Consider the following 24709-nt stretch of genomic DNA (forward strand, 5'->3'; position numbering starts at 1 on the left):
TCAGAGGGATGTAGCGGTCTGCTGCAACTTGAACACCGTATCAAGCACCAATGCGGCAGGGTCAAGGTTGACCGCCCGCCCGTGCCGCGCCCGCGCGCCGACCTCCTGCGCGCAATCGGCCCAGGCCCGCGCCTGCACCGGATTGCCCGCCAGCTTGCCGATGGCCTCGGCCTCGCCCGGCACGGCCTCGGGCGGCATGATGCCGGTGGCGCCTGCCCGTGCGACCCGGGCCAGGAACATGTCCATCAGGGCCAACAGCAGGTCCAGTTTCTGCTCGGCGCCGCGCTGCGCCGCCGCCTCGGCCAGTTTCATCGCGCGCGGACGGTCCAGCATCGGCAGGCTCGCCGCCAATCCGACGATCTCGGCATAGATCTTCAGCCCTTCAAGGTTGTAAAGCCGCACCGCCTCGCCGGCCGAACCACCCGACAATTCCGCCAACCCCGGCGCCTGCCCGCCCGGGTCGATGCCTGCCTGGTCCAGCGCCGCGATCACGTCCTCGGGGCTCAACCGCTCCAGCCGCAACTCGCGGCAACGCGAGCGGATCGTCGGCAACAACCGCGCCGGCTGATGTGCGACCAGCAAGAGCGTGGTGCGTACGGGCGGCTCTTCCAGCATTTTCAGAAGCGCGTTCGCGGCCGAAGTGTTCATCTCATCTGCGGCGTCGATTATGACCACCCGCCGCCCGCCATCCACGGCGCTCAGGTTCACGAAATCGGCCAGGTCGCGCACCTCGTCCACCCGGATCTCGCGCGAGAACTTGCCTTCCTCGAAATTCCTCTGCCGGTCGCTGTCGCTGGTCCCCTGCCCGCCGCGCCGCACAAGGTGCAGCCCAGGCTCGGACCCCGCCAGCACGCGCCGCGTGACCGGATGATCCTCGGCAATCTCCAACGTGTCGGGCGCAGGCAGTGCATCGCCAAACAGCGCTCCACCATCCGCCTCGGGGTCTGGCGTCGCCAGCAGGAAGCGCGCGATCCTCCAGGCAAGCGTCGCCTTGCCCACGCCGCGCGGCCCGTGGATCAGCCAGCCGTGATGCAGCCGGCCCGCGTTGAACGCCTGCACGAACGCGCCTTGTGCGCCGTCCTGTCCGTAAAGGCGGGACGTCTCGGCCGGGTGCGGCGCGCCGTCGATGCGGTCGGGAAGCGGGATGTCACGGTCCATCATGTCAGGCGCGGTTCTACCGCGGCCCGTACATCCACCGCAATCGCTTCGATCCCGCGATTGCCGTCGATCACGATGAACCGGTCGGAAAATTCCTCGGCAAGGTCCAGAAAGCCCTGCCGCATCTGCGCCTGCAGGCTGGCACCGAAGCTCTCGAAACGCTCCTCGCTGCCGCCGCGCGACAGCGCGCGCTCCAGCCCCGTGCCGGGGTCCATGTCAATCAGCACCGTCAGATCCGGCTCGCGCCCGATCATCAGGTCGTGCAGCGCGTCGACCTTGTGGCGCAAATCGCCCCGGCTCAGACCCTGGTACATGCGTGTGCTGTCGGCAAAACGGTCGCAAATCACCACCTTGCCGTCCGCCAGAGCCGGCTCGATCAACCGTTCCAGGTGATCGCGGCGGGCCGCCGTGAACAGCAGCAACTCGGTCTCCGCCGACCAGCGGTCGGCCTCGCCTTCCAGCACCAGCTTGCGGATTTCCTCGGCGCCGGCGCTGCCGCCCGGCTCTCGCGTCAGGACAACATCACGCCCCGTGCCTTGCAAATGCTCGGCCAGCAGGCGCGCCTGCGTGGACTTGCCCGACCCGTCGATGCCCTCAAAGGTGACAAAGCGGCCCTGTTCGCTCAAAGCGTCCCCTCGGGTCCCTGTTGCAGCCGTTTCAACAGCACGCCCGCCACCGTCTTCAGCCGCACGGCAAAGCCGCCCACGGCAACGCTTTCGGCGGCCACAAGCGGCACGCGCATCTCGGGCAGGCCCTCGGGCGTAAAGACCAGCTGGGCCAGTTCGTCACCCTGCGAAATGGGCGCGCTCACCGGGCCTTCATAGACGACTTCGGCGGTCATGTTGTCCGACCCCAGCACCGGCACCAGCGTGGTCAGGTCCTTCGCGGGCGTCAGCCCTACGGTTGCCGCGCTTCCCATCCAGACGTCGGCGCGCGAGACTTCGCTGCCGGCCTTGACGATCTCTTTTTCGGCAAATTGGCGAAAGGACCAGTTCACAAGGGCTTCCGCCTCTTGTGCTCTTTGGGCTGCAGTGTCCAATCCCGACAGCACGAACACCACGCGGCGCCCGCCCTGCTCGGCCGAGCCGGTCAGACCATAGCCTGCCGCCTCTGTGTGCCCGGTCTTCAGACCGTCCGCCCCGATGCCCAGTTTCAGCAGCGGGTTGCGGTTCTGCGTGTTCTGCGGCGCGCGCCCGTCGAACTCATAGGTCGTCTCGGCGAACATCGGATAGAAGTTGGGGAAATCCACGATCAGGCGCTCGGCCAGGATGGCCAGGTCATGCATGCTCATCCGGTGGCCCGCGGCGGGCCAACCGTTGGAGTTCGCGAAGGTCGAATTGGTCATGCCCATGTCTTGCGCCCGCTGCGTCATGAACCGGGCAAACCCCGCTTCGGTGCCATCGGGGCTCAGCGCCTCGGCAATCACCGCGCAGGCGTCATTGCCCGACAGCACGATGATGCCGCGCAGCAGGTCCTCGACGCTCACCCGGTCGGTCGTGTCCAGGAACATGGTCGAGCCGCCATAGCTCATGGCATGCTCCGACACGGGAAGTTTCTCCTGCAGCGACAGCCGCCCATCCCGGATGGCCTCGAAGGCCACGTAAAGCGTCATCAGCTTGGACATCGACGCCGGCGGCAGGGGTTCGTCAGCATTGCGGCTGAGCAGCACCGTGCCGGTGCCCAGATCCTTCACATACGCGGCCTTGGCGCTGGTGTCGAACGCCTGCGCCGGCAAGGAAAGCGCAATCACCGCGACACAGGCGGTCACAAGTCGTGCAATAAGGGTCATGGGCAGGTCCCGTATCAGTTGGTTACAGCGTATGCATCATCAAAACCAACGTCCTTGACCTTTTTCAACAGGACAGATTGTTCGGACTTGCTTTGGGCCGGTCCGACGATCACGCGCCAGAAGGTCTTGCCCTGTGAGCTCTGTTTTTTAACGATCGGGACCATGCCTTCCTGGCGCATGGCGGTGGCGGTATTCCGCGCATTCTGCTCAACCGAGAAGATGCCGATCTGCAAATACGGCTTTGACAGGGACGACCCGGACCGGACCGGCGTCGCTGCGGCGGGGGTCGGTGTGGGGGCCGGTTCGGTGGCCACGGCTGCGGTCGCGCCCGCGGTCTGGGTGGCCGGGCGCACCGGCTCGGCGGCCTCGGCGCTTTCGATCGCGGCGGCTGCCCCGGCCAGGGGCTCCAGCGTGGTCTGTTCGACAGAAGCAGGCGCCAGCGTGCCTGCCTCGCCCTCGGTCTCGGCGGCGGCCAGGGCCTCGGGATCAGGGGCGGATTCGCGGCGCAGGGCCGTGACATTGAGCTGCGACGGAGCCCCCGCCAGCATGCCCAGCGCGTCGGCGGCATCGGACGAGACCTGCAGGATCGGGCCCGGGTTGCTGCGTTCGCGGCGGAACAATGCGCCGATGACGAACTTGCCGTTCTTGGTATTGCGAATAATGACGCGTTCGGGCTCCTGCACATCCGGGTGCGCGACCCACACGCCGCCCAGCGACGGGCGTCCGTCCCACAGGCCCTTGTCGGTCACCTGGAAGACGTCCGGCGCCTCCACGTCACGCTCGATCAGCTTGACCGAGTTGTCGGCCGAGGTCACGTCCTCCGTGTCACCACCGGCCTGCGATTTGAAAAGGCCGAATTCTCCGCCCTCGGTGCATCCGCTCAGAACCAGCGCAATTGCGCTGGAGGCGGTGATCAGGCGCGCACGCGCCCCTTTGCCCGTCCATTGAAATGTCATGTTTCGTCCCTTGCCTGTCATGCACCGTATTAGATGCGGGTGCCGGTTTTCCGACGTTTGCTCGAGCACGCAGATACCTGCGTTTGTGCGCAGAATAGCCGGTCAGGACCGTTCTGGGAAGTCCGCAAAGCCATTTCGGCGTTTTTCCTCGTCAACTGATGACTTTCAGAATCGCGAAAGCCACAGTAACACACGCGGACGCGGAGGTTTGGCAGAGTGGTCGAATGCACCGGTCTTGAAAACCGGCGGGCGTGAAAGCGTCCCCAGGGTTCGAATCCCTGAGCCTCCGCCAGCATGCCTGTGAACGCATACGTCACGGCTTGAATTTGAAGTTTCCTTTTCCGCCTTCAAACGAGACCGGACATCGCCTTGATTTCGTGCAATACCTCGTCAGCGCCGGTGCCTGCCTTGAGCGACGTGAAGATGAAAGGGCGACCTTGACGCACCCGCGCGGCGTCGGTTCGCATCACCTCGAGCGACGCGCCCACATGCGGTGCCAGGTCCGTCTTGTTGATCACCAGGATGTCCGAGCGCGTTATCGCCGGGCCGCCCTTGCGCGGTATCTCCTCGCCCGCGGCCGTGTCGATCACATAGACCGTCAGGTCGGCCAGTTCCGGGCTGAACGTTGCGGACAGGTTGTCACCGCCCGACTCGATCAGCACCACCTCGACATCGGGATGACGTTCGCGCATTTCGGCGACGGCGGCCAGGTTTATGGACGCGTCTTCGCGGATCGCAGTGTGCGGACAGCCCCCGGTCTCGACTCCGATGATCCGGTCCGAGGGCAGGATCTGCATGCGCATAAGCGCTTCGGCATCTTCCTGGGTGTAGATGTCGTTGGTGATCACCCCGATCGAGTACGCGTCTTTCAATCGCTCAGACAGACGGGCGGTCAACGTCGTCTTGCCGGCGCCGACCGGCCCGCCGATTCCGATGCGCAAGGGTCCGTTCATCCTGGTCATGACTGAAACAGCCTTGGTTCGAGAGTTTCATGCCGCATCGACGCGATGTCGGACAGGAAAGCGTTGCTGAAGACATCGTCGATCTCTGCACCCCGTGTCTCGGCTTCGACACGACGCAGGTCCCCCTGAAGCGCCGCCAAGACGCGCTGCCCGTCTGTCTGGCCAAGCGGCATCAGGCGAAGGGCCGCGGAGACAAGGTTGGACAGGAAGGTTTGCAGGTAGAGCAGCACGCAGGCGTCGATGTCGAGGTTCATCAGGTGCGCCGCCCGCCCCGTGGCAACCGGCAAGGTCAGGCCCGGAAGGTCAAGCCGCCAGACGGCATTGGTCGTGTGCACGAAGGCCATTCCCTGCCGCACCGTCTCGGACAGGCGTTCGGCGGAGGGCGCGAAGGCGCGGGCCTGCGCGTCGATCTCGGTCACGTCACCTGCCCCGGCAGCAAGCCGCAACCAGATCGCGTCCGTCCAGCCCGCGCCTTCGGTCAGGCTGGTGCGCAGCCATGCCTGCAGCGTCTCGGCATCCCTGATTTGCTCATCCCGGATGGCCTGTTCTATCCCATGCGACCAGGCAAAGGCGCCGATGGGATAGGCCGGGGACAGCCATTGTGCCAGTGTCAGAAGACCCGCGTCAGTGTGCATGCGCCGTGGCCCCGTGTTCGTGGCTGTGGGTCCTGCCATGCCCATAGGCACCGCCCTCGGGTTTGAAAGGTTCGGTGACCAGGGTGAACGTTGCACCCAGATGGGCCAACATATGCGCGATCACCGGATCGTCGCGGATCAAGAGCCGGTGGGCTTCCACCTGGCAGGGCGTGTGCCGGTTGCCGATATGCCAGGCCAATCTCGCCAAGTCGGACCCTGATACTGCCAACAACGCCTCCGGGGCCGCGACGATCCGGACCAGCCGCCCGTCGGTGGTTTCCAAGGCGTCTCCGTCGTCCAGGGACACCGTATGCTCGAAATCGGCCACAAGCGACCACCCTTCTTCCACGGTAAGCTTGCGTCGTCGGAAAAAACGATCCTCGTATGACAACGCGCACAGCGCGGCGTCTCCGGTCCAGGTTCCGGCCTTGCGGAGGTGTTGGGCGATCGGGAGGTCTGTCATGGGACTCAATACAGGAAATAGCGCTGCGCCATCGGCAGTTCGCTGGCCGGCTCGCAGGTCAGCAGCTCGCCGTTGGCACGCACTTCGTAGGTTTCGGGGTTCACGTCGATCTCGGGGCAGGAATCGTTCAGCTTCAGATCTGCTTTGCCGATGCCACGGGTGTTTTGCACCGGCAGGGTCTGCTTGGCGATCCCGAGCGTATCGCCGATGCCGTCGTCATGCGCCGCCGCCGATACGAAGGTGACGGCGGAAGCGTGCAGCGCGCGCCCATAGGCCCCGAACATGGGGCGCGTATAGACCGGCTGCGGCGTCGGGATCGAGGCATTGGGGTCGCCCATCTGCGCACAGGCGATCGAGCCGCCGATCAGCACCATCTCGGGCTTCACCCCGAAAAAGGCCGGTTTCCAAAGCACGAGATCGGCGCGCTTGCCTTCCTCGATCGACCCTATGTGATCGGAAATGCCATGCGCGATGGCCGGGTTGATCGTGTACTTGGCGACATAGCGGCGAACCCGAAGGTTGTCGTTGTCGCCGGTCTCGTCTTCCAGCCCTCCACGCTGTTTCTTCATCTTGTCGGCGGTCTGCCAGGTGCGGATGATCACCTCGCCCACCCGGCCCATCGCCTGGCTGTCCGAGGCGATGATGCTGAACGCGCCCATGTCGTGCAGGATGTCCTCGGCAGCGATGGTTTCGCGCCGGATGCGACTTTCGGCAAAGGCGATGTCCTCGGGGATCGACTTGTCCAAGTGGTGGCACACCATCAGCATGTCCAGATGCTCTTCCAGCGTGTTCACCGTGAAGGGCCGCGTCGGGTTGGTCGAGGACGGCAGCACGTTGGACTGCCCGCAGATCTTGATGATGTCCGGCGCATGGCCTCCGCCCGCACCCTCGGTGTGGAAGGCGTGCATCGTGCGGCCTTTCATGGCCGCCACAGTGTTCTCGACGAACCCGGATTCGTTCAGCGTGTCGGTGTGGATCATCACCTGCACGTCCATCGCATCGGCCACCGACAGGCAGCAATCGATGGCGGCCGGGGTGGTGCCCCAGTCCTCGTGCAGCTTCAGCGCGCAGGCCCCGGCCATCACCTGTTCCTCCAGCGCAGCGGGCAGCGAGGCGTTGCCCTTACCGGCAAAGGCCAGGTTCATCGGGAACGCATCGGCGGACTGCAACATCCGCCCCAGGTGCCACGGCCCCGGCGTGCAGGTGGTGGCCAGCGTGCCGTGCGCAGGTCCAGTGCCACCGCCCAGCATCGTCGTCAGTCCCGAATGTAGCGCATCCTCGATCTGTTGCGGGCAGATGAAATGGATATGGCTGTCAAAGCCGCCGGCGGTCAGGATACGCCCCTCGCCCGCGATGATCTCGGTGCCCGGACCGATCACGATATCGACACCGGGCTGCGTATCGGGGTTGCCCGCCTTGCCGATCTTGATAATCGCGCCGTCCTTCAGACCCACATCCGCCTTGTAGATACCGGTATAGTCCAGGATCAGCGCGTTGGTGATGACCGTATCCATCGCCCCTGCCGCGCGCGTCAACTGGCTTTGGCCCATCCCGTCGCGGATCACCTTGCCGCCGCCGAACTTGACTTCTTCACCGTAAAACGCCGCGTTGCCGCCGGTTCCGCCCGTCGTGGCGGCCCCGGCATTCAGTGCAGTCAGGTCGCTTTCGACCTCTATGATCAGGTCGGTATCGGCCAGGCGCAGCCTGTCGCCCGTCGTGGGGCCGAACATGGCGGCGTATTCGGAACGTGAGACGCGTGCGGGCATGGGCTTACCTCTTTTTGTATCCACGCTTGGCCAGGCGGCGGGCATTGGCGCGGGTCTTTTGCCGGATCGGTTTCATGGCCGCGGCGACGACCTGATCCGCCCGGCGACCACGCAACGCGGCCGTCCCGGCATCCGTCGCGGCGCGCGTCAGGGCAAAGGCCTTTTCGCTGACCATGCGACTGTTCTCGGACGGGGTGACCGACCAGACACCGGCAAGCCCCCACATGCGCATGGCGATGACCGCCTGCGCCTCGGCCACGATCATCGCGGCCTGAAAGGCATTCGACCACAGGTCGACCGGCGTCAGCACACGAGCCATCACAGATCCCCCATGACGGCGCCGTTGAAGCCGTAGACCCGCCGCCTTCCGCCAATCGGGATCAGCTGCACCTCGCGGCGCTGGCCCGGCTCGAACCGCACGGCGGTGCCGGCGGCGATGTCCAGACGGTGCCCCCTTGCCGCTTCGCGGTCGAAATCCAGCGCCGGGTTGGTCTCGGCAAAATGATAATGACTGCCGACCTGAACGGGCCGGTCGCCGGTATTGGCGACTTCCAGCGTGATCGCCTGCCGGTCCGAGTTCAGCTCCAGCGTACCCTCGGCGGGAAAAATCTCTCCGGGGATCATCGCCTCACCCCGCCATGACGAGGGCAGAGCCGCCGATCGCGACAGCCAGCCCTGCCCCGCGTGTCAGCAGCGCCCCTCCGAAACGGCCCAGCGCCCAGCCTGCGGTGGCCCCCAGCGCGTGCAACGCCGTCGTCGCTGCGACAAAGCCCGCGAGATAGGCCAGCGCCCCCGCGCCGCCGATCTCGGTCCCGTGCGCGTGACCGTGAAACACGCCCAACGCCGCCGTGATCGCGACCGCCGCCGACAGCGGCACCCGCGCCGCCGCGGCAACCAGCACGCCGAGGACAAGGACGGACACCAGGATCATCGGCTCGACCATCGGCAGCGGCAGACCAGCCAGCGACAGCAGGAACCCCAGCGCCATCGCCCCCACAAATCCCACCGGCAGGGCCACGAACGCCCGCCCGCCTAGGCTTGCAGCCCACAGGCCCACCGCGACCATCGCCAGGATATGGTCCGCGCCGAACACCGGGTGCGAAAGCCCCGCGGCGAAGGACCCGTGCGCCCCCGGATCAAGGTGTGCGAACGCGGGGCCAGCGGCCAGCACGGCAGGGATGAGGGTGAAAGCAAGGCGTCGCATGGGTCAGGTCTCCTGTCGGGTCAGCGAATTGGGTTATGTACTGTGACAAGCTTGGTGCCGTCGGGAAAGGTGGCTTCGACCTGCACTTCGTGGATCATCTCGGGCACGCCCTCCATGCAGTCGCCCCGGCTGATGACCTCGGCCCCGGCCTCCATCATGTCGGCGACAGAACGCCCGTCGCGGGCGCCTTCGACCACGGCGTCGGTGATCAGCGCAATCGCCTCGGGGTAATTCAGCTTGACCCCCCGTGCCAATCGCTTGCGAGCCACCTCCGCGGCCATGGCCACCATCAGCTTGTCTTTCTCTCTGGGCGTCAGTTGCATCTTGGGTCAAAGCCTCCAGGATCTTGGCAGGGCCGCGTTCGACAGCGCCTCGAGCACCGGGCACAGCGTCCGGCGCAACTCGAACCCGTCGCGCGCCAGCACCCGCACCACCAGCACATCGGGGCGCAAAAGGCTTGCGCCCCCGGTCGCCGGCAGCAGCGCCCGCACCATTGGCAGCAGCCGCTCGGCCCGGCGCCCCACGTAAAGCGCACTTGCCATCGCGGCCATCCCCGCCGCCACGGCCGCCTGCCCCAGCCGCGCGGAAATGTCGCCGGTCAGCGCCACGCGGTCCTCGTAAAGCGGTCGGTTGTCACGATGAACGCTGACGCGGTCCAGGAAATCCGCCCGCGTCACCGTCTCGCCCATGCTCAGGCGTCCGAACGCGACCGGCTCTGCCATGATGAACTCCGCCGTATCCTCGATCTCGACCTCCAACCGCCGGTCCAGCGCAGCACGGTCGAACACCAACAGTTCCTGAGGCAACCAACACAGCGTCGCGCCCGCCTCGACATGCAGTCGCGACCGCACCCGCGCCCGGCCCGAATTGCTGCGATACGCCCGCTCGGCCGCCTGGGTCGTGACGACAAGCCGGCTGCCCGCCCCCGCAGTGGCCTCGATATCGAAACGGTCTCCTCCGGTCAGACCGCCCGAGGTATTCACCACGATCGCCTCCAACGCGTCCGTCCGGCGCGGAAAAAGCGCCCGCGCACAGCCCGCGCTGTGCAGCCTGTCCAGCGCACTTTTCCCATCCCGCAGCTTGGACGCGACGCGCAAACTCCCTCGGGCCCGCGGCAGGGCCGGACCGTCCGCATGGGCAGTGATATCCGGGGCAAGAAGCATGGCAGCTTTCCGAGTTCGCAACGCGCAAAGCCAGCACCAAGGGGCGCGCCTATTCCACATCAAGCGGTCGTTCCACATGATGCCTTGCCCCCGACGATTAAGAAAGTGGCATATTTTTGCGCCTATGCTGCATTTCCAGGCACATTCGATACCCGCAGAACACACAGGCTCAGAAGGTTGAGTCTGCGTATTTACAGGAGTTGATTGCCCGGATTTTCGGCGCGATGATCAAGACATGAGCGGTTTGAGAACTTTCCTCGTACTAGGCTGCCTCTGCGTCGGGTCGGCGTCATTTGCCGCGCCGTTGCCAGAGATTTTCGCCGGATGCACCGGCCGCTTTTCCGCCGAACTGGAACATGCCTGGCTGATGCAAGACCCGGACGCCGACATCCTGGAAACCCGGCGCGCGCGTTTCGAGCAACTTCTCGCCGCCGCCTCCGCCCCCGATCAGCGCAGCCATCTCCTGGACCACCGCATCAGGGCCAAGAGCGCGCACGCCCAGATTCTCAGCACCGCGCAATTCTCTCGCGACCCGGACCGGGCCCGATGGGCGCGCCGGCGGGCGAATGCCGAAATCGGCTACTGCCAGAGCTTTCTCCTGGAAAGTTGAGGAAAACCAGCACCGCGGCGCAGAAAAAATAGGCGATCACACCGAAAACCGCTGAATAAATAGGCCGCGACCGCAGGGTTTCCCTGTGAAACCCACGGAATTGTCGCCGCAGCGCAGAATCTTGTGAAACCAATATGTCCGACGGGCGCCTGCCGCCCGCTCGAACGTGCGATGGTGCCAGTCTTGCAATCCTGAAACACCACCGCACTCCGCAACAAGTTGCGTGGGGGAGATATGGGACATCCGCTTTCGGCTCACAAGAACCCTGCGCGTTACGCAAAGGGGATTTTCCATGACTAAGACACTTCTAGGCACAGCAGCGGTCCTGACGGCCCTGTCGGCTCCGGCCTTCGCACAGGACTGCCCGATCAAGGTGGGCGTGCTGCACTCGCTGTCGGGCACGATGGCGATCTCGGAAACGACGCTCAAGGACACGATGGAGATGCTGATCGAGCAACAGAACGAGAAAGGCGGCGTACTCGGGTGCGAACTCGAAGCCGTCGTCGTCGATCCGGCCTCCGACTGGCCGCTCTTCGCCGAAAAGGCCCGCGAGCTGCTAACGGTACACGAGGTCGACGTGATCTTCGGCAACTGGACGAGCGTCAGCCGCAAATCTGTCCTGCCGGTCATCGAGGAACTCAATGGCCTGCTGTTCTACCCCGTCCAATACGAGGGCGAGGAAAGCTCCAAGAACGTGTTCTACACCGGTGCCGCACCCAACCAGCAGGCCATTCCGGCCACGGACTATTTCCTGGAAGAATTGGGCGTCGAGAGCTTCGCGCTCCTGGGCACCGACTATGTCTATCCGCGCACCACGAACAACATCCTTGAATCCTACCTGAAATCCAAGGGCGTCGCTGACGAGGACATTTTCGTCAATTACACCCCCTTCGGCCATTCCGACTGGTCCAAGATCGTGTCGGACGTCGTGGCGCTGGGGGCCGGCGGCAAGCAGGTCGGCGTGATTTCGACCATCAACGGCGACGCAAACGTGGGCTTCTACAAGGAACTGGCAGCCCAGGGCGTGTCGGCCGATGACATCCCCGTCGTCGCCTTCTCGGTGGGCGAGGAAGAGCTTTCCGGCCTCGACACCTCGAATCTGGTCGGTCACCTGGCGGCGTGGAACTACTTCCAGTCGGCCGACACCGACGCCAATGCCGAATGGATCGAGGCGTGGAAAGCCCGGATGGGCGAGGACCGCGTGACCAACGACCCGATGGAGGCGCATTACATCGGTTTCAACATGTGGGTGAACGCCGCCGAACAGGCCGGCACCACGGACGTCGACGCGGTCCGCACCGCCATGTACGGGCAGGAATTCCCGAACTTGACCGGCGGCACGGCGGTCATGCTGCCGAACCACCACCTGGCCAAGCCGGTTTTGATCGGCGAGATCCAGGAAGACGGCCAGTTCGACATCATCAGCCAGACCGAGGAAGTCCCGGGCGACGCCTGGACAGACTACCTGCCGGAATCGGCCGTGCTGAAGTCCGATTGGCAGGAGCTTGAGTGCGGTATGTACAACACCGAAACCGAGACCTGCGTGCAGATCAAGTCGAACTACTGATCTCCTGAGAACCGGAAGGGCGGCCCCGCGCCGCCCTTCACCCCCTTCTGTTTCCCCTACGGAGGCCCGTGCATGGCACGCCTGTTGCTGATCCTCACGCTCCTGATTGCATCCCTGCCCGCGGCGGCACAGCAGGCCGATGCGCCGATCCAGCAGCTTTTGCAGGAGCACGCCGGGCAGTTGGCAAAGCCATCGCGCACCAAGGTCGCCCCCACCATCGACGCCATCGCCGGAAGCGGTCTGCCCGAGGCGCAGACCGTCCTGCGCAAATGGCAGGACAAAGAGTTGTGGCGGAACACGGAGACCGGCCTGTTCATCTGGGCCGAAGAGATCGACCGCGACACGATCCGCGGCTTCGATTTTGCCGGGGATACGCCCCTGGGCGAATTGCCCGACGATGCATTTGAGCAGTCCAAGCCCAATTCCGGGGTGCGCAAGATGATCGGCGCCGCGCTGGTGAAATTCCAACTGACCGCCGAAGACCTCGCCACCCGCCGCACCGCCATAAACAATATCGAACGCGACGCCGAAGCCTCGCACCTCGCCCCCCTGCGCGAGGCGATCGAGGCCGAGACAAGTCCGACCCTCAAGGCCCGCGCCGAACGCCTCGAACGCCTTCTGACCATCCGGTTCGGTGAAACCGAGGAAGAACGCATCGCCGCCATCGAAGGCTTCCAGGGCGATCTGGGCGTAGACCTGCGCGGTGCATTGAACCCGCTGGTCACGACCCGGCTGGAAGCCGCGGAAACCGCGCCCGAAGGCCCCGAAATCGCCCGCGTGCTGAAGCCGGGATCGGAGGCTTTGCCCCGCGAAAATGCCTATGACCTCTTGGTGTCCGAAGGCTTCGCCAAGCCCCGCATCAGCCGCGCCGACAAGGCCGCAGCACTCGTGGCCAATATCGACGGAGAGGCTGTCGCCGGCATCCAGGTTGCCACGCTCGACACCGAAGACGCCCGCGACATGGCCTATGCCAGGCTGGCCGAGCAAGGCACGGTCGACCCCGTCGCCACCGAGGCCGAGATCGACGAAACGCTGAACCGATACACCTTCTACGAGGTCTTCACCGGCGCCCCGCCCGCCGTCGCGCTGGCCGCGATGAATACGCTCAACGGCATCGAGACCCGCGTCGCCGTCAACCAGGCCGCCGACCTCGCGCTCGACGCCATCTCGCTCGGCTCGATCTATTTCCTCGCCGCCATCGGCCTTGCCATAACCTTCGGCGTGATGGGGGTGATCAACATGGCCCATGGCGAGTTCATCATGATGGGCGCCTATACCGGCTTTGTTGTGCAGCAGATCATCCCCGACCAGACGCTGTCGGTCATCCTCGCCATCCCGCTTGCCTTTGCCGTGACCTTCGCGGCGGGCGTGGCGATGGAACGGTTGGTGATCCGCTGGCTCTATCATCGCCCGCTGGAAACACTGCTGGCCACTTTCGGCATCTCCATCGCGCTGCAACAGATCGCCAAGAACATCTTCGGCACCCAGGCCCGCCCGCTGACGGCCCCCGGATGGCTGGACGGGTCGCTGGTGTTCAACGACATCGTGTCGATCAGCTATATCCGCATCGCGATCTTCGTGCTCGCCCTGGTGTTCCTCGCGCTGTTCCTGCTGGTCATGAACCGCACCCGCCTGGGCCTCGAGGTGCGCGCGGTGACGCAGAACCCGCGCATGGCCGCCTCGATGGGCATCAACCCCGACCGCATCAACATGCTGACCTTCGGCTTCGGCTCGGGCATCGCGGGTATCGCGGGCGTCGCCATCGGGCTATATGCCAAGGTCACCTCCGAGATGGGCGCCGACTACATCGTGCAAAGCTTCATGACCGTGGTGGTGGGCGGCGTCGGCAACATCTGGGGCACGCTTCTGGGGGCGACCCTCGTGGGGTCGCTGCAGAAAGGCATCGAATGGCTGAACCCGTCGAACACGCTGGCGGCCCAGACCTACATGATCCTCTTCATCATCCTCTTCATCCAGTTCCGGCCGCGCGGCATCATCGCGCTCAAGGGCCGGGCGGCGGGGGCCTGACATGACCGACAGCACCCTTGCCAGAGCCGCTGCACGCCAGCCCATCGTCCTGCGCTTCCCCGCGATACTGGTTTTCATGATCGTGCTGGCAGTCTTCACGGTCGGCGTCACGATCCTGTCCGAAGGCTTCGGCATCGGCGTGATCTCCACGAGTTTCGTCAAGACCCTGGGCAAGACGCTGTGCCTCTGTCTCGTGGCACTGGCGATGGACCTCGTGTGGGGCTATTGCGGGATCCTGTCGCTCGGGCACATGGCCTTCTTCGCCTTGGGCGGCTACGCGATCGGCATGTGGCTGATGTACGAACGCACGCGTCTGATCGTGGTCGATAGCCTCGCGGCAGAGACCCTGCCCCCCACGGCCCAGCAGATATCCGATGGCATCGCATCACAGATCTTCGGCGTGGTGGGCGCGTCCGAGTTCCCGCCTGTCTGGGCTTTCGCCCATTCCCTGCCGCTGCAACTGGCCGCCGTCATGCTGGTGCCGGGGCTCTTGGCGCTGGTCTTTGGCTGGTTTGCCTTTCGCAGCCGCGTGACCGGCGTGTACCTCTCGATCCTGACCCAGGCGATGACCCTGGCGCTCGCACTGTACCTCTTCCAGAACGACAGCGGGTTACGCGGCAACAACGGCCTTTCCGGACTGCAGAACCTGCCCGGCCTCGGCGGCGTCGGTCAGCCGATTGTCTCGATGTGGTTCCTCTGGGCCTCGGCCCTGGCGCTGGGGTTGGGATACTGGCTGGCGAACTGGGTCGTGTCGGGCAAGTTCGGCTCGGTCCTGCGCGGCATCCGTGATGACGAGGCCCGTGTGCGATTCCTCGGCTACCCGGTCGAGTCCTATAAGCTCTTTGTCTTCACGCTATCGGCAGTGATCGCGGGCATTGCCGGCGCGCTCTATTACCCGCAGGCCGGCATCATAAACCCCGCCGAACTGGCCCCCATCGCCTCGATCTACCTTGCCGTCTGGGTCGCCATCGGGGGACGCGGGCGGCTTTACGGGGCGGTGATCGGTGCCGCTTTCGTGTCGCTTTTGTCGACGTGGTTCACCGGCGGACAGGCTCCCGACATCGTGCTGGGCAGCTGGCGCATCCAGTGGGTCGACTGGTGGACCGTGCTTCTGGGCCTGTCTTTTGTCGCCGTTACGCTCTTTGCGCCCAAGGGCATCGGCGGGCTCTTCGACCTCGTGGCGGATCGCCTGACTCCTGACCGCCACGGCGCGGACCTCGGCCCCGACCAGGGCGCCCTGCGCGAGAAGGAGGCAGACACATGAGCCAGCTTCTGGAAGTCTCCGGCGTCTCGGTCAGCTTCGACGGCTTCAAGGCGCTCAACAACCTGTCCTTTTCCATCGGCAACAGGGAGTTGCGCGCCGTCATCGGCCCCAACGGGGCGGGCAAGACCACCTTCATGGACGTGGTCACCGGCAAGACCAAGCCCGACGAGGGCCGCGTGCTGTGGGGCGAGCCGCCCGTCTCTCTGCTGGGCAAATCCGAAAGCACCATCGCCATGGCCGGCGTGGGCCGCAAGTTCCAGCGCCCCACCGTGTTCGAGGATCAGACGGTCGAGGCCAACCTGATGATGGCGCTGCGCAAACCCCGCTCGCCTTTCGCCGTCCTCTTCTTCAAGCCCAGCGCCGAGGATCGCGACCGCGTCGCCGAGCTGGCCGAAACCATCGGTCTGGCGCAGGCGCTTGGGCGCAAATCGGGCGAGCTTTCGCACGGGCAGAAACAATGGCTGGAAATCGGCATGCTGCTGGCACAGGACCCTCAGCTTTTGCTGGTGGACGAACCGGCGGCGGGGATGACCACGGCCGAGCGGGAAAAGACAACCGACCTGCTGCGCGAGGCCGCGAGGACACGCGCCGTGGTGGTGGTCGAACATGACATGGAATTCGTCCGCCGCCTTGGCTGCAAGGTCACGGTCCTGCACGAAGGCTCGGTACTGGCCGAAGGCTCCATCGACCATGTGACCAAGAATGAAAACGTGATCGAGGTGTATCTTGGCCGATGATATCCTGAGCGTCGAGGGCCTGACCCTCCACTATGGCGGCAGCCAGATCCTGAACGGCATCGATATGGGCGCGCGGCAGGGCGAGGTCACCTGCATCATGGGCACAAACGGCGTCGGCAAGACCTCCCTGCTGAAGGCGCTGTCCGGCACCCATCCCCGCTCCGGCGGCACCTACACGCTGGCGGGGGAAAGCATCGGCAAGCTGGGCGCCTACGACATGGCGCGGCGTGGCGTCGGATACGTCCCGCAAGGGCGCGACATCTTCCCGTTCCTTACGGTCGAGGAAAACCTTGAAACCGGTTTCGCCTGCCTGCCCCGCAGCGAACGTCACCTGCGCGACGATATCTTCGACCTGTTCCCGATCCTCAAGGAATTCATGCCACGGCGTGGCGGCGACCTGTCCGGCGGTCAGCAGCAACAGCTTTCCATTGCCCGAGCCCTGATCACGCAACCGAAAGTCCTGCTGCTGGATGAACCGACCGAGGGCATCCAGCCCAACGTGATCCAGCAGATCGGCGAGGCGATCCGCCTGCTCAGGGATCAGGGGGAAATCGCGATCATTCTCGTCGAGCAATATTTCAGCTTTGCCTACGACCTTGGCGACAGGTTCTACGTGATCGAGCGCGGCGCGGTGAAACTGAGCGGCGACAGGGATACCGTGACAAGCGAGGAACTCGCCAGAAGCACGGCGATCTGACGACGCGCCACGACCGCTCTGATTTGCACCGCACAAGTCAAGTGGACAGGCCACGTGGTATTGCTATGCAGACCGGATCGAGCGTCCCGAAAGCGCTCGCGTAAACAACCTGGCGGTACGGGCAACCACCAACCAAAGGACCCCTAGTCCTTCGTTTCGCTCAGCTTTGCCGGTGCACGTTCTGCGTAATAGGCCGAGAGTGCGGCGATCTCCGCATCGGTCAGATCGCGCGCGGCCTTGAACATCAGTTCCGCCGCGCGGCCGCCACCGCGATTGCCCTCGCGCCACAATTTCAGCTGTTGTTCGAGGTAGGGCGCGTGCTGGCCGGCCAGCGACGGAAAGGCCGGATTGATCGGCGCGGGCCACGGCCCGTGGCAAGCCCGGCACGCCGGCACGCTTTGCGAGCCGCCCTCGGCAAAAGCCAGCGCCCGGCCCTGCTCGGCAAGCTGCGACGGCTCCGCCGCCCCGCCCTCGGGCGAGACGTCCGCGAAGGTCCGCGCCAGCCGGTCGACCGATCCGCCGGGACGCTGGCTCATGACCTCGTACATGATCCCGCTGTCGCGCGTGCCGTCGCGATAGGCGGCAAGACTTTGGGCGATGTACTCCTCCGACAGGATATCCAGCCGCGGCACCTGCGCGTTCTGGCTGACCCCATCCGGGCCGTGACAGACGGCACACCCGCCATCGGCCTCGTCGACCATCGCGTCCCAGGTCTCGGGCGTCATCCCCTTCTGCGCCCGCAGGAAAGCGACCAGCGGCCAGACATCGTCCGTCCGCTCGGCGGGCCAGCCGGGCATCCCGCTCATCTTGATGCCGTTGTGGATGATCCAGTGCATCTCGGGCACGCTCCAGTGATCGCTCACCAGCGCCAGCGAGGGCGGTTCGGGCAGCATCTGCTGCACCGTGGCGCTGCGCGGCACGCCCGGGGCGCCGTGGCAGTCCATGCAGGCGGATTTGTAATGCCCGGCCCCAAGGGCCACCATATCGGGCGTATCGAGATCGTCCGGCACTTCGCTTTCGGGCGGCGCACGGAAGGCGACCGAGTTTTCGAAGGTGCTGTGCATGGCCCAGGTCACGCCTGGCCAGTGCCCCTGCCGCGCCGAGACGTTGAAGAGACCCAAGCCGATGATCAGAACTGCCGTCAGCAAGCCGATGGCGGCGGCGACGCCCGCCATGGCGATCACGGTTTTTCCGTGCAGGTCACGCACCCATCTCATGCCGTCTCCTCCCGTACCACGCGCGCGGCCAGCACCAGCGCCCCCACAAGGTAGATCGGCGTCCCGATCGCCAGCATCAGGATACCGCCCAACTGCTGGCCCGACAGGCTGGGGTCCCGGCCGCAGATCTCGGCGTAAAGGTCGCTCGGGGCCAGAACCAGCAGCGCGCCCAGCAACGTCATGTGCATCGAGGTCAGGAACAATCCCCCTGCCCCCACCAGCGCCTGCCGCGCATGAAGCGCCCCGGACCACACCGCCAGCCCGGCGGCGAGGAAGGCCACCTGCTCCAGCACGCGCCCGCCGAAACTCAGCTGCGCGAACCCATGCAGGTGCGGCAGGTGCCACGCCCAGACGATGGCGAACTCGGCAACCGCCGCCAGAATCACCGGCACCGCGAAACGCCGCGCCACGCCCGGCCACGCCAGCACCATCAGGGGCGCCACGCCCGCCACCAGCCCCATGTGCCGCAGCATGTGCGCCGGAAACGGCCCAGCCCGTGCCTCCCACGGCGGCAGGTACAGCCCGGCCAGCAGCGCCAGCGCAGAGATCCCCGCCAGCCTCACAGGCAAGTCTCGATGAACAGCGCCGGCATCGCCACGAAGATCACCCCGATGGCCGACGCGATGCTCAGCAGGAAGCCCGCGTGCCCGAGGAACTCGCGCCGGTCCTCGACCGTGGGCTTGTCATGCACGTAGTCCTGATCGTCGGGGTAGTCCCACTGCACCCACGCCTTCCACGCGATCCAGCCGATCAGCGCCAACGCCACCACCGTCAGCACCAGGATCGACAGCCGCGCCACCTCGGGCGTGCCGATCTTGCTGCACTCCACCGCCGTAATCGCGTAGATGATCGCGAAATGCAGCGTCCAGACGGTGGGCGCGGCGACCATGTGCCAGATGCTTTCGTGCCGGAACGGGGTTTCCTCTGTCATCTCGCCACCCTCACATCAGCCTCGGGGCCACGCCGACCAGCAGCGTGGTGATCACCCCTGACAGGCACATGAAATGCCAGAACAGCGTGGTGTTGCGCAGATCGGCATCGTAAAGCTGCGTCAGCTTGCCGAACACGCTGCCGGCCAGGCAATAAAGCAGCATCACGACCGCCAGCACGCAATGCGCCGATGTCCAGACCGTCAGCGCGTACATCACCGCCGGAAAGGCGTGGGTTTCGGGTTGCAGCCCCGGCAGCACGATCGCCAGCCACATGCCGCCCAGTGCCGCAAGGGTCGCCACCACCGCACCGACGATGCACCAGCGTGCCACGCCCTGTCGCCCGCCCCGGTTCAGCTCTCGCGCCGCCACCGTCGCGCCCCAGGCGACCACGAAGGCCAGCAAGGCCAACAGCGCCCACATCATGTCGGGCAGCGCCGCGCCCTCGGGCGGGAAATCCGGCCGCGCCGTCCAGAAGAAGAACACGCCGAAGACAAGGCTGGCAAAGGCCGTCGCATCGCCCAGCATGGTGATGAAGACGGCCCACCACCCCGGCGCCTTGGGCCCGGTCACATAGACCGGCAGGCGCAGGCCAAGGCCTGCGTCGCGCATCGGGGTCTTGGGCACCTGCGCGGTCGAGGTCCACAGCCAGTAGATCACGCAGGCAACGGCACACACGCCTGAAAACGCCGACAGCCAGTAGAACTTGAAAACCGGCAGGATGAACGCCCCGCCGGTGAACGCCGCCGCCCACAGCGTGACCCAGGCCGGCCCGGTGACCTGCACCACCGCCTGCGGCACCGCATCCACCGCCGAGGTCACGATGGTCTCGCGTTTGCCCTCGGGCGCGTCGGGGATATAGAACTTGCCGTCGTCGAATCGCTCCAGGAATTTCGGCTGCTCCCACAGCGGATAGCGCGACGAGATATACGGAACCGACCGCACGCCCCACGCCTCCTCCGGCACGTCATGTGACCATTCCAGCGTGCCCGCGTTCCACGGGTTCCGCTCTGTCAGCGGCTGCCTGCCCTTTGGCCGCAGCAGATCCCATGCAAAGACGAGGATACCCGCCGCCACGATGAAACTGCCCAATGTCGACACCATGTTCAGCACGTCCCACCCGGCAGCCTCGGGATAGGTGACGACGCGCCGCGGCATCCCCTGCAAGCCGGTCAGGTGCATCGGCAAAAAACAGATGTTGAATCCCGAGAACGTCAGCCAGAAGGCCCACCTGCTCAGCCGGTCCGACATCTTCTTCTTGGTGATGAACGGGTAGAAATAATAGATCCCGCCGATGATCGGAAAGACCATGCCGCCGAAGAGCGTGTAATGCAGGTGCGCCACGATGAAATAGGTGTCATGCACCTGCCAGTCGAAGGGTGCGATGGCCACCATCACACCCGTCAGCCCGCCGGCGGTGAAAATCGCCAGCGCGCCCGCAATCCACAGCATCGGCTGGCTCATCGTCACCCGGCCCACCATCAGCGTGGCGACAAAGGCGAAGATCTGCACGCCGGTGGGAATCACCACCGCCTCGGACGCCGCCGAGAAGAATCCCAGCGACAGCGACGGCAGCCCCGTGGTGAACATGTGGTGCACCCAAAGTCCGAAGCTGAGGAACCCCACGCCGACCGCAGACAGCACGATCCAGGAATACCCCACCATCGGCCGCTGCGCCGCCGTGGGCACGATCATCGCGGCGATGGCGATGGACGGCAGGAAGACGATGTAAACCTCCGGGTGCCCGAAGATCCAGAACAGGTGCTGCCACAACAAGGGGTCGCCGCCCCGGTCGGGGTCAAAAAACGGCCAGTCCATCGAGCGTTGCAACTCGAACAGGAAATCCCCCGCGATCAGCGGCGGAAAGGCGAACAGGATCATCACCCCCACGACCAGCACGTACCACGCATAGAGCGGCATCAGGTTGATCCGCATCCCCGGCGGGCGGCACTTGATCGTGCCCACGATCAGCTCGACCGCCGCCGCGATCGACGCGACCTCGATGAACGACAGACCCAACAGCCATATGTCCGGCCCGATCCCCTCCTGCTCGGTCGCCAGCGGCGGATACATGAACCAGCCCGAACTGGGCGCGACATTGAACAGGATCGAGCCCAGCACGAAGATGCCGCCGATCAGGAACGACCAGTAGCCATAGGCCGACAGGCGCGGAAACGGCATGTCCCGCGCCCCCAGGAAGGCCGGCAGGATCAGGATCGACACCGCCTCGAACATCGGCACGGCAAACAGGAACATCATCGCCGAGCCGTGCATGGTGAAGAACTGGTTGAAACGGTCCGCGCTCAGGAAATCGTTGTCCGGCACCGCCAGCTGGATACGCATCAACAGCGCCAGCACGCCCGCGCACAGCATGAAGAAAAACGCGGTCAGCGAGTACCACACCCCCACTTCGGTGTTGTTGACCGCCGACCAGTAACGCCAGCCTTTCGGCGTCTCCCAGGCGCGGCGAAGATCCGCCTCGCGCCTGGCCTTCACCTCCGCGTCGACAGGCGCATCCAGCATCTCCTCGGTCGGGGGATAGGTGCCCTCGGGCCCCGCGTCGAAAACCTTGCCGCCGTCGCCGCGCCGGGCGGTGCCCTGGGGGGTGTCGGTGTCGCTCATTGCAGTCCCCCAAGATAGGCCGCCAGCGCCGACAGGTCTTCCTCCGGCAGATGATCATATCCCGGCATCTCGACCCCCGGCTTGAACTGCGCCGGGTCACGCACCCAGTCGCGCAGCGCGTCTTCGGTCACCGGCAGGATACCCGCCGCCAGCGATACCCGCGAGGCCAGATGCGTCAGGTCCGGGCCCACCTGCCCCTCGGCCTCGGTGCCGCGCACGGCGTGACAGCCGCCACAGCCTTCCGACAGGAACAGCTCTGCCCCGCGCCGTGCCTCCTCGGTCGCCGGTGCCACCGCCGGCGCCGCCTCGCGTTCCAGCCACGCCTCGAACGCCTCTGGCTCCATCACCACGGCGCCGAACGCCATGTAGGCATGGCTTTCGCCACAGAACTCGGTGCATTGGCCGCGGTATTCGCCCGGTTTGGTCGGCTCCAGCGACATCCGCGTCTCGCGCCCCGGAATCATGTCGGTCTTGCCGCCCAGCGCGGGTATCCAGAACGAATGGATCACCCGCTCGGCGTTCAGCGTGATCTCGCTGCGCTGACCCGTCGGCAGGCGCACTTCGTTGGCCGCCATCACCGGCACCTCCGCCCCCTCGGGCCAATAGGCCACTCGCCACCAGAACTGGTGGCCCGTGACCTCCACCCGCAATCCCTCGCCTTCGTCCCTCTGCCTGGGCATCTCGTTCAGCGCATAGGCCAGCAGGATCGACAGCAGGATCACCGGCACCACCACGCCGCCGCCGATGATCAGCGCCTCGGCCGCACGCGCGTTCAGCGGGCGCGGCGCGATCTTCGTCACGAAATAGATCAACCCGTTCAAGGCGACCCACAGCACCACCGCCCCGCCCAGCATCACCCAGAACAGCGTCGCCAGCACCTCGGCGTCTCGCCCCGCCGGGTCCAGCACGGATTGCGGCCCGGTGCATGCGCTCAGCCCGATGACCGAGGCCGCAATCGCCAGCCGCCTCACAACAGGAACCGCGCGATCAAAACCCCGCCGATCACGTAAGGCAGAAGCGCCAGCAGAAATACCACGCCATCCCTTGTCAACATGGCCATGACCAGCAGGCAGACACCTGTGGCCGCGACGGATCCCGAGAACGGAATGAATTCCAGAAACGGCATGGCCAGCCCGGTCATCAGGCAGATCAACTGCGGCACCCAGGTCATCGGGCGATGGAAAAGGAAGGACAGGCGCTGTCCGGTATGGCGCTCTATCCATTGCATGATCGGCAGGATCTGCCGCATCGCGTGGTCCAGCTTGGCACCGTCAATCGTCTTTTTCTTCAACTTTTCGGGCAAATAGAACTTTTTCAGGCCCAGGATCATCTCGGCGGAAAAAAGCGCGATCAGCAACCCGCACACCATCGACACGCCGGGAATGCCCGACAGCGGCGTGGCTGCGATCAGGGCTGGCACGAAGATCAGTGGCAGAATGCCCGCCTGCCCCGCGGCACCGACAATTTCGTCCACGGTAACCTCGGGTCGATCGGCCAGCGACCTGATCCTTGAGATCACATCCGTCAGCGGATGCGCCGTAGGGGCTTCGGCATCGTGGCTCATGGCATCACGCCCTGCGGTCCGTGAACACGCGAACGCGCACAACCACACGCCGGCACCCATGCGCCGTGCCCGCGCGGTTCACTCGTCCTGCTAGAAAACTGTCCCAGACCCATTGCCCGACTTTCCGTTCCGACGAAGGAACGCCGCAACTGCGCTCAAGTTCCCGGCATACCTGAATAATTGCCGATCGCCTGAACCCCGCGCAAAGCCGAGCCTGCAGGCCGGCGCGTCAGCGCCAGACGAACCTGCAGTCGTAGAGCACGCCGAACACACCGCGCTTGCATACGCGAACCCTCTCGGCCTTGCGCTTTGGCTTTGGCTTGGGCTCGGTCCGCTGAAACGCTTCGTATTCGGTCTGGCTTTCTTCCCGCAGCGCGGCCAGCTGCACGTCGTTGAAATAGCCGCTGACGGGAAAGCCGCGCGCCTCCTGCCACGTGGAAATCGCGGTGCGCGTATTCGGCCCGAACACCCCGTCCGCGCCGCCCGGATCGTACTCGACCAGGCGCAGGCGATTCTGGATCTCGCGCCGCTCGTCGCGCGACAGATCCAGTGCGGCCTCGATATCCTCGCTGGCCGACGCCGTCTGATCCACGCGCGCCGTGCCAAGCACCGGCGGCGTCTCGGGCCGGCCTGCCGTGTCGAGAACGGCAATCGACGTGACCGCGGCCGGAGTGAATGTCGCCGCGTACGTGGTCTCGACCCCGCTGACGGAATAGGGCGCGCACTCCTCCAGCGCGACAACGGCATCCAGATACAGCCGCCGCTGGACAGCCGATTGCGACTCCGCGCCGACATGCTCGGGGATCCCCAGCAGCAGCCCGGCGCTGTCCAGCACGAACTGCAACCGCACCTCTTCTTCGCTGGCCGCATCGGACGTACCGGCATAGCAGGCCGCCACCTGCTCCACCAGGGACGGCGTCGCGGCGGCCGTCTCCGTCTCGGCCGCGCTCGTCGTTCCGGGATCCTCCGCCGCGGCGGGTTCCGTCACCGCAGGCGCATCGCGGTCTGTCTCCGCGCCCATGACGTCGATCCCGGCACCCTCTTGCGACTCCCGGGGTGGGTCCAGCGGGCTGACAGTGGTTGCAGGCGGTTCCGGCAACGGCTCGGCCGTTTCCGTCTGTGCCAACACAGCACCGCCGCCCAGCACCACTACGAAGGCCGAGGCGACATAACCCTTCCAAGGCAGAAACGAGGTACGCGATCCGAACACCGGATATCCCTTCCATTACGTCTGGAAAAGAATAACGCCTGCCGCCGCCGAAAGGTCAAGCCGGACGGCAAAATTCGGCCACCGGGCCAGCCCAATGCGCAGCATGTTGCGGAACCCGGCGCCGCAATCGTCTGGTTTCGCATGTTGCAGATTGAAGCAACGTCACGT

26 protein-coding genes and 1 tRNA gene are annotated in these 24709 nt (G+C 65.4%); 7 read left to right on the forward strand and 20 right to left on the reverse strand.

What is annotated here, in order from left to right:
- The 4 genes from FIU89_RS13395 to FIU89_RS13410 are packed head-to-tail and all read right to left on the reverse strand — an operon-like array spanning position 1 to position 3903.
- The gene (locus FIU89_RS13395) at positions 1–1158 is read right to left on the reverse strand and encodes a DNA polymerase III subunit delta' (protein ID WP_152494516.1); all 1158 of its coding nucleotides are present in this window, start codon (positions 1156–1158) and stop codon (positions 1–3) included.
- Entirely contained in the window at positions 1158–1784 is a 627-nt protein-coding gene (tmk, locus tag FIU89_RS13400) for a dTMP kinase (protein ID WP_152493067.1), read from the reverse strand. Before tmk ends, FIU89_RS13395 begins: the two co-directional genes overlap by 1 nt.
- A complete protein-coding gene (locus tag FIU89_RS13405; RefSeq protein ID WP_152493068.1) occupies positions 1781–2947 on the reverse strand; it encodes a D-alanyl-D-alanine carboxypeptidase family protein in 1167 nt (388 codons plus the stop codon). The genes tmk and FIU89_RS13405 overlap by 4 nt, the downstream gene beginning before the upstream one ends.
- Before the next feature lie 14 nt (positions 2948–2961).
- Positions 2962–3903, reverse strand: a complete 942-nt coding sequence (locus FIU89_RS13410; protein ID WP_152493069.1) for an SPOR domain-containing protein — start codon at positions 3901–3903, stop codon at positions 2962–2964.
- Positions 3904–4105: 202 nt separating this feature from the next.
- Between FIU89_RS13410 and FIU89_RS13415 the strand changes: the two genes are divergently transcribed.
- Positions 4106–4195 (forward strand) — tRNA-Ser (locus FIU89_RS13415).
- Positions 4196–4250: 55 nt separating this feature from the next.
- Here FIU89_RS13415 and ureG read toward each other — a convergent pair.
- From ureG to FIU89_RS13460, 9 genes are read right to left on the reverse strand one after another with little or no spacing between them, the layout of a single operon-like run.
- Entirely contained in the window at positions 4251–4865 is a 615-nt protein-coding gene (gene ureG / locus FIU89_RS13420; RefSeq protein ID WP_152493070.1) for an urease accessory protein UreG, read from the reverse strand.
- Positions 4862–5500, reverse strand: a complete 639-nt coding sequence (locus tag FIU89_RS13425; protein ID WP_152493071.1) for an urease accessory protein UreF — start codon at positions 5498–5500, stop codon at positions 4862–4864. The genes ureG and FIU89_RS13425 overlap by 4 nt, the downstream gene beginning before the upstream one ends.
- On the reverse strand, positions 5490–5963 hold the full coding sequence (locus FIU89_RS13430; protein WP_152493072.1) for an urease accessory protein UreE: 474 nt from the start codon (positions 5961–5963) through the stop codon (positions 5490–5492). Before FIU89_RS13430 ends, FIU89_RS13425 begins: the two co-directional genes overlap by 11 nt.
- A gap of 5 nt (positions 5964–5968) precedes the next feature.
- Positions 5969–7729: an urease subunit alpha gene (gene ureC, locus FIU89_RS13435; RefSeq protein WP_152493073.1), complete on the reverse strand. Its 1761-nt coding sequence runs from the start codon at positions 7727–7729 to the stop codon at positions 5969–5971.
- A gap of 4 nt (positions 7730–7733) precedes the next feature.
- Positions 7734–8048 (reverse strand): antifreeze protein, encoded by a 315-nt coding sequence (locus FIU89_RS13440; RefSeq protein WP_152493074.1) that lies wholly within the window; start codon positions 8046–8048, stop codon positions 7734–7736.
- Positions 8048–8353 (reverse strand): urease subunit beta, encoded by a 306-nt coding sequence (locus tag FIU89_RS13445; protein WP_152493075.1) that lies wholly within the window; start codon positions 8351–8353, stop codon positions 8048–8050. The genes FIU89_RS13440 and FIU89_RS13445 overlap by 1 nt, the downstream gene beginning before the upstream one ends.
- 4 nt (positions 8354–8357) lie before the next feature.
- Positions 8358–8933 carry a HupE/UreJ family protein gene (locus FIU89_RS13450; protein WP_152493076.1) on the reverse strand — a complete coding sequence of 192 codons (576 nt, stop codon included), beginning with the start codon at positions 8931–8933 and terminating at the stop codon, positions 8358–8360.
- 20 nt (positions 8934–8953) lie between these two features.
- Positions 8954–9256 (reverse strand): urease subunit gamma, encoded by a 303-nt coding sequence (locus FIU89_RS13455; RefSeq protein ID WP_152493077.1) that lies wholly within the window; start codon positions 9254–9256, stop codon positions 8954–8956.
- A 6-nt stretch (positions 9257–9262) separates the two neighbouring features.
- Entirely contained in the window at positions 9263–10096 is an 834-nt protein-coding gene (locus FIU89_RS13460) for an urease accessory protein UreD (RefSeq protein ID WP_152493078.1), read from the reverse strand.
- Positions 10097–10331: 235 nt separating this feature from the next.
- Between FIU89_RS13460 and FIU89_RS13465 the strand changes: the two genes are divergently transcribed.
- From FIU89_RS13465 to urtE, 6 genes are all read left to right on the forward strand, one after another.
- Complete coding sequence (locus tag FIU89_RS13465) at positions 10332–10706, forward strand: hypothetical protein (protein ID WP_152493079.1); 375 nt, start codon at positions 10332–10334, stop codon at positions 10704–10706.
- Between the two features lie 292 nt (positions 10707–10998).
- Positions 10999–12273, forward strand: coding sequence for an urea ABC transporter substrate-binding protein (urtA, locus tag FIU89_RS13470; protein ID WP_152493080.1), 1275 nt, complete (start codon positions 10999–11001; stop codon positions 12271–12273).
- 72 nt (positions 12274–12345) lie between these two features.
- On the forward strand, positions 12346–14301 hold the full coding sequence (gene urtB, locus FIU89_RS13475; RefSeq protein WP_152493081.1) for an urea ABC transporter permease subunit UrtB: 1956 nt from the start codon (positions 12346–12348) through the stop codon (positions 14299–14301).
- 1 nt (position 14302) lies between these two features.
- On the forward strand, positions 14303–15565 hold the full coding sequence (gene urtC / locus FIU89_RS13480; RefSeq protein WP_152493082.1) for an urea ABC transporter permease subunit UrtC: 1263 nt from the start codon (positions 14303–14305) through the stop codon (positions 15563–15565).
- Positions 15562–16302 (forward strand): urea ABC transporter ATP-binding protein UrtD, encoded by a 741-nt coding sequence (urtD, locus tag FIU89_RS13485; protein WP_152493083.1) that lies wholly within the window; start codon positions 15562–15564, stop codon positions 16300–16302. The genes urtC and urtD overlap by 4 nt, the downstream gene beginning before the upstream one ends.
- A 1-nt stretch (position 16303) precedes the next feature.
- A complete protein-coding gene (gene urtE / locus FIU89_RS13490; protein ID WP_152494517.1) occupies positions 16304–16999 on the forward strand; it encodes an urea ABC transporter ATP-binding subunit UrtE in 696 nt (231 codons plus the stop codon).
- 143 nt (positions 17000–17142) lie between these two features.
- On the opposite strand, the gene FIU89_RS13495 is transcribed toward urtE, so the two are convergent.
- The 7 genes from FIU89_RS13495 to FIU89_RS13525 form a co-directional block, all read right to left on the reverse strand.
- Positions 17143–18216, reverse strand: coding sequence for a c-type cytochrome (locus FIU89_RS13495; RefSeq protein WP_152493084.1), 1074 nt, complete (start codon positions 18214–18216; stop codon positions 17143–17145).
- The gene (locus tag FIU89_RS13500) at positions 18213–18779 is read right to left on the reverse strand and encodes a cytochrome c oxidase assembly protein (RefSeq protein ID WP_152494518.1); all 567 of its coding nucleotides are present in this window, start codon (positions 18777–18779) and stop codon (positions 18213–18215) included. The genes FIU89_RS13495 and FIU89_RS13500 overlap by 4 nt, the downstream gene beginning before the upstream one ends.
- On the reverse strand, positions 18776–19147 hold the full coding sequence (locus FIU89_RS13505) for a hypothetical protein (protein ID WP_152493085.1): 372 nt from the start codon (positions 19145–19147) through the stop codon (positions 18776–18778). Before FIU89_RS13505 ends, FIU89_RS13500 begins: the two co-directional genes overlap by 4 nt.
- Positions 19148–19157: 10 nt before the next feature.
- Positions 19158–21668, reverse strand: coding sequence for a cytochrome c oxidase subunit I (ctaD, locus tag FIU89_RS13510; protein ID WP_254701875.1), 2511 nt, complete (start codon positions 21666–21668; stop codon positions 19158–19160).
- A 95-nt stretch (positions 21669–21763) separates the two neighbouring features.
- On the reverse strand, positions 21764–22738 hold the full coding sequence (coxB, locus tag FIU89_RS13515) for a cytochrome c oxidase subunit II (RefSeq protein ID WP_152493087.1): 975 nt from the start codon (positions 22736–22738) through the stop codon (positions 21764–21766).
- Positions 22735–23331, reverse strand: coding sequence for an exopolysaccharide biosynthesis protein (locus FIU89_RS13520; protein ID WP_172978109.1), 597 nt, complete (start codon positions 23329–23331; stop codon positions 22735–22737). Before FIU89_RS13520 ends, coxB begins: the two co-directional genes overlap by 4 nt.
- Before the next feature lie 229 nt (positions 23332–23560).
- Complete coding sequence (locus FIU89_RS13525) at positions 23561–24541, reverse strand: peptidoglycan-binding protein (RefSeq protein ID WP_152493089.1); 981 nt, start codon at positions 24539–24541, stop codon at positions 23561–23563.
- Positions 24542–24709: the final 168 nt, after the last annotated feature.

The organism is Roseovarius sp. THAF27 (assembly GCF_009363655.1).
GTDB lineage: Bacteria > Pseudomonadota > Alphaproteobacteria > Rhodobacterales > Rhodobacteraceae > Roseovarius.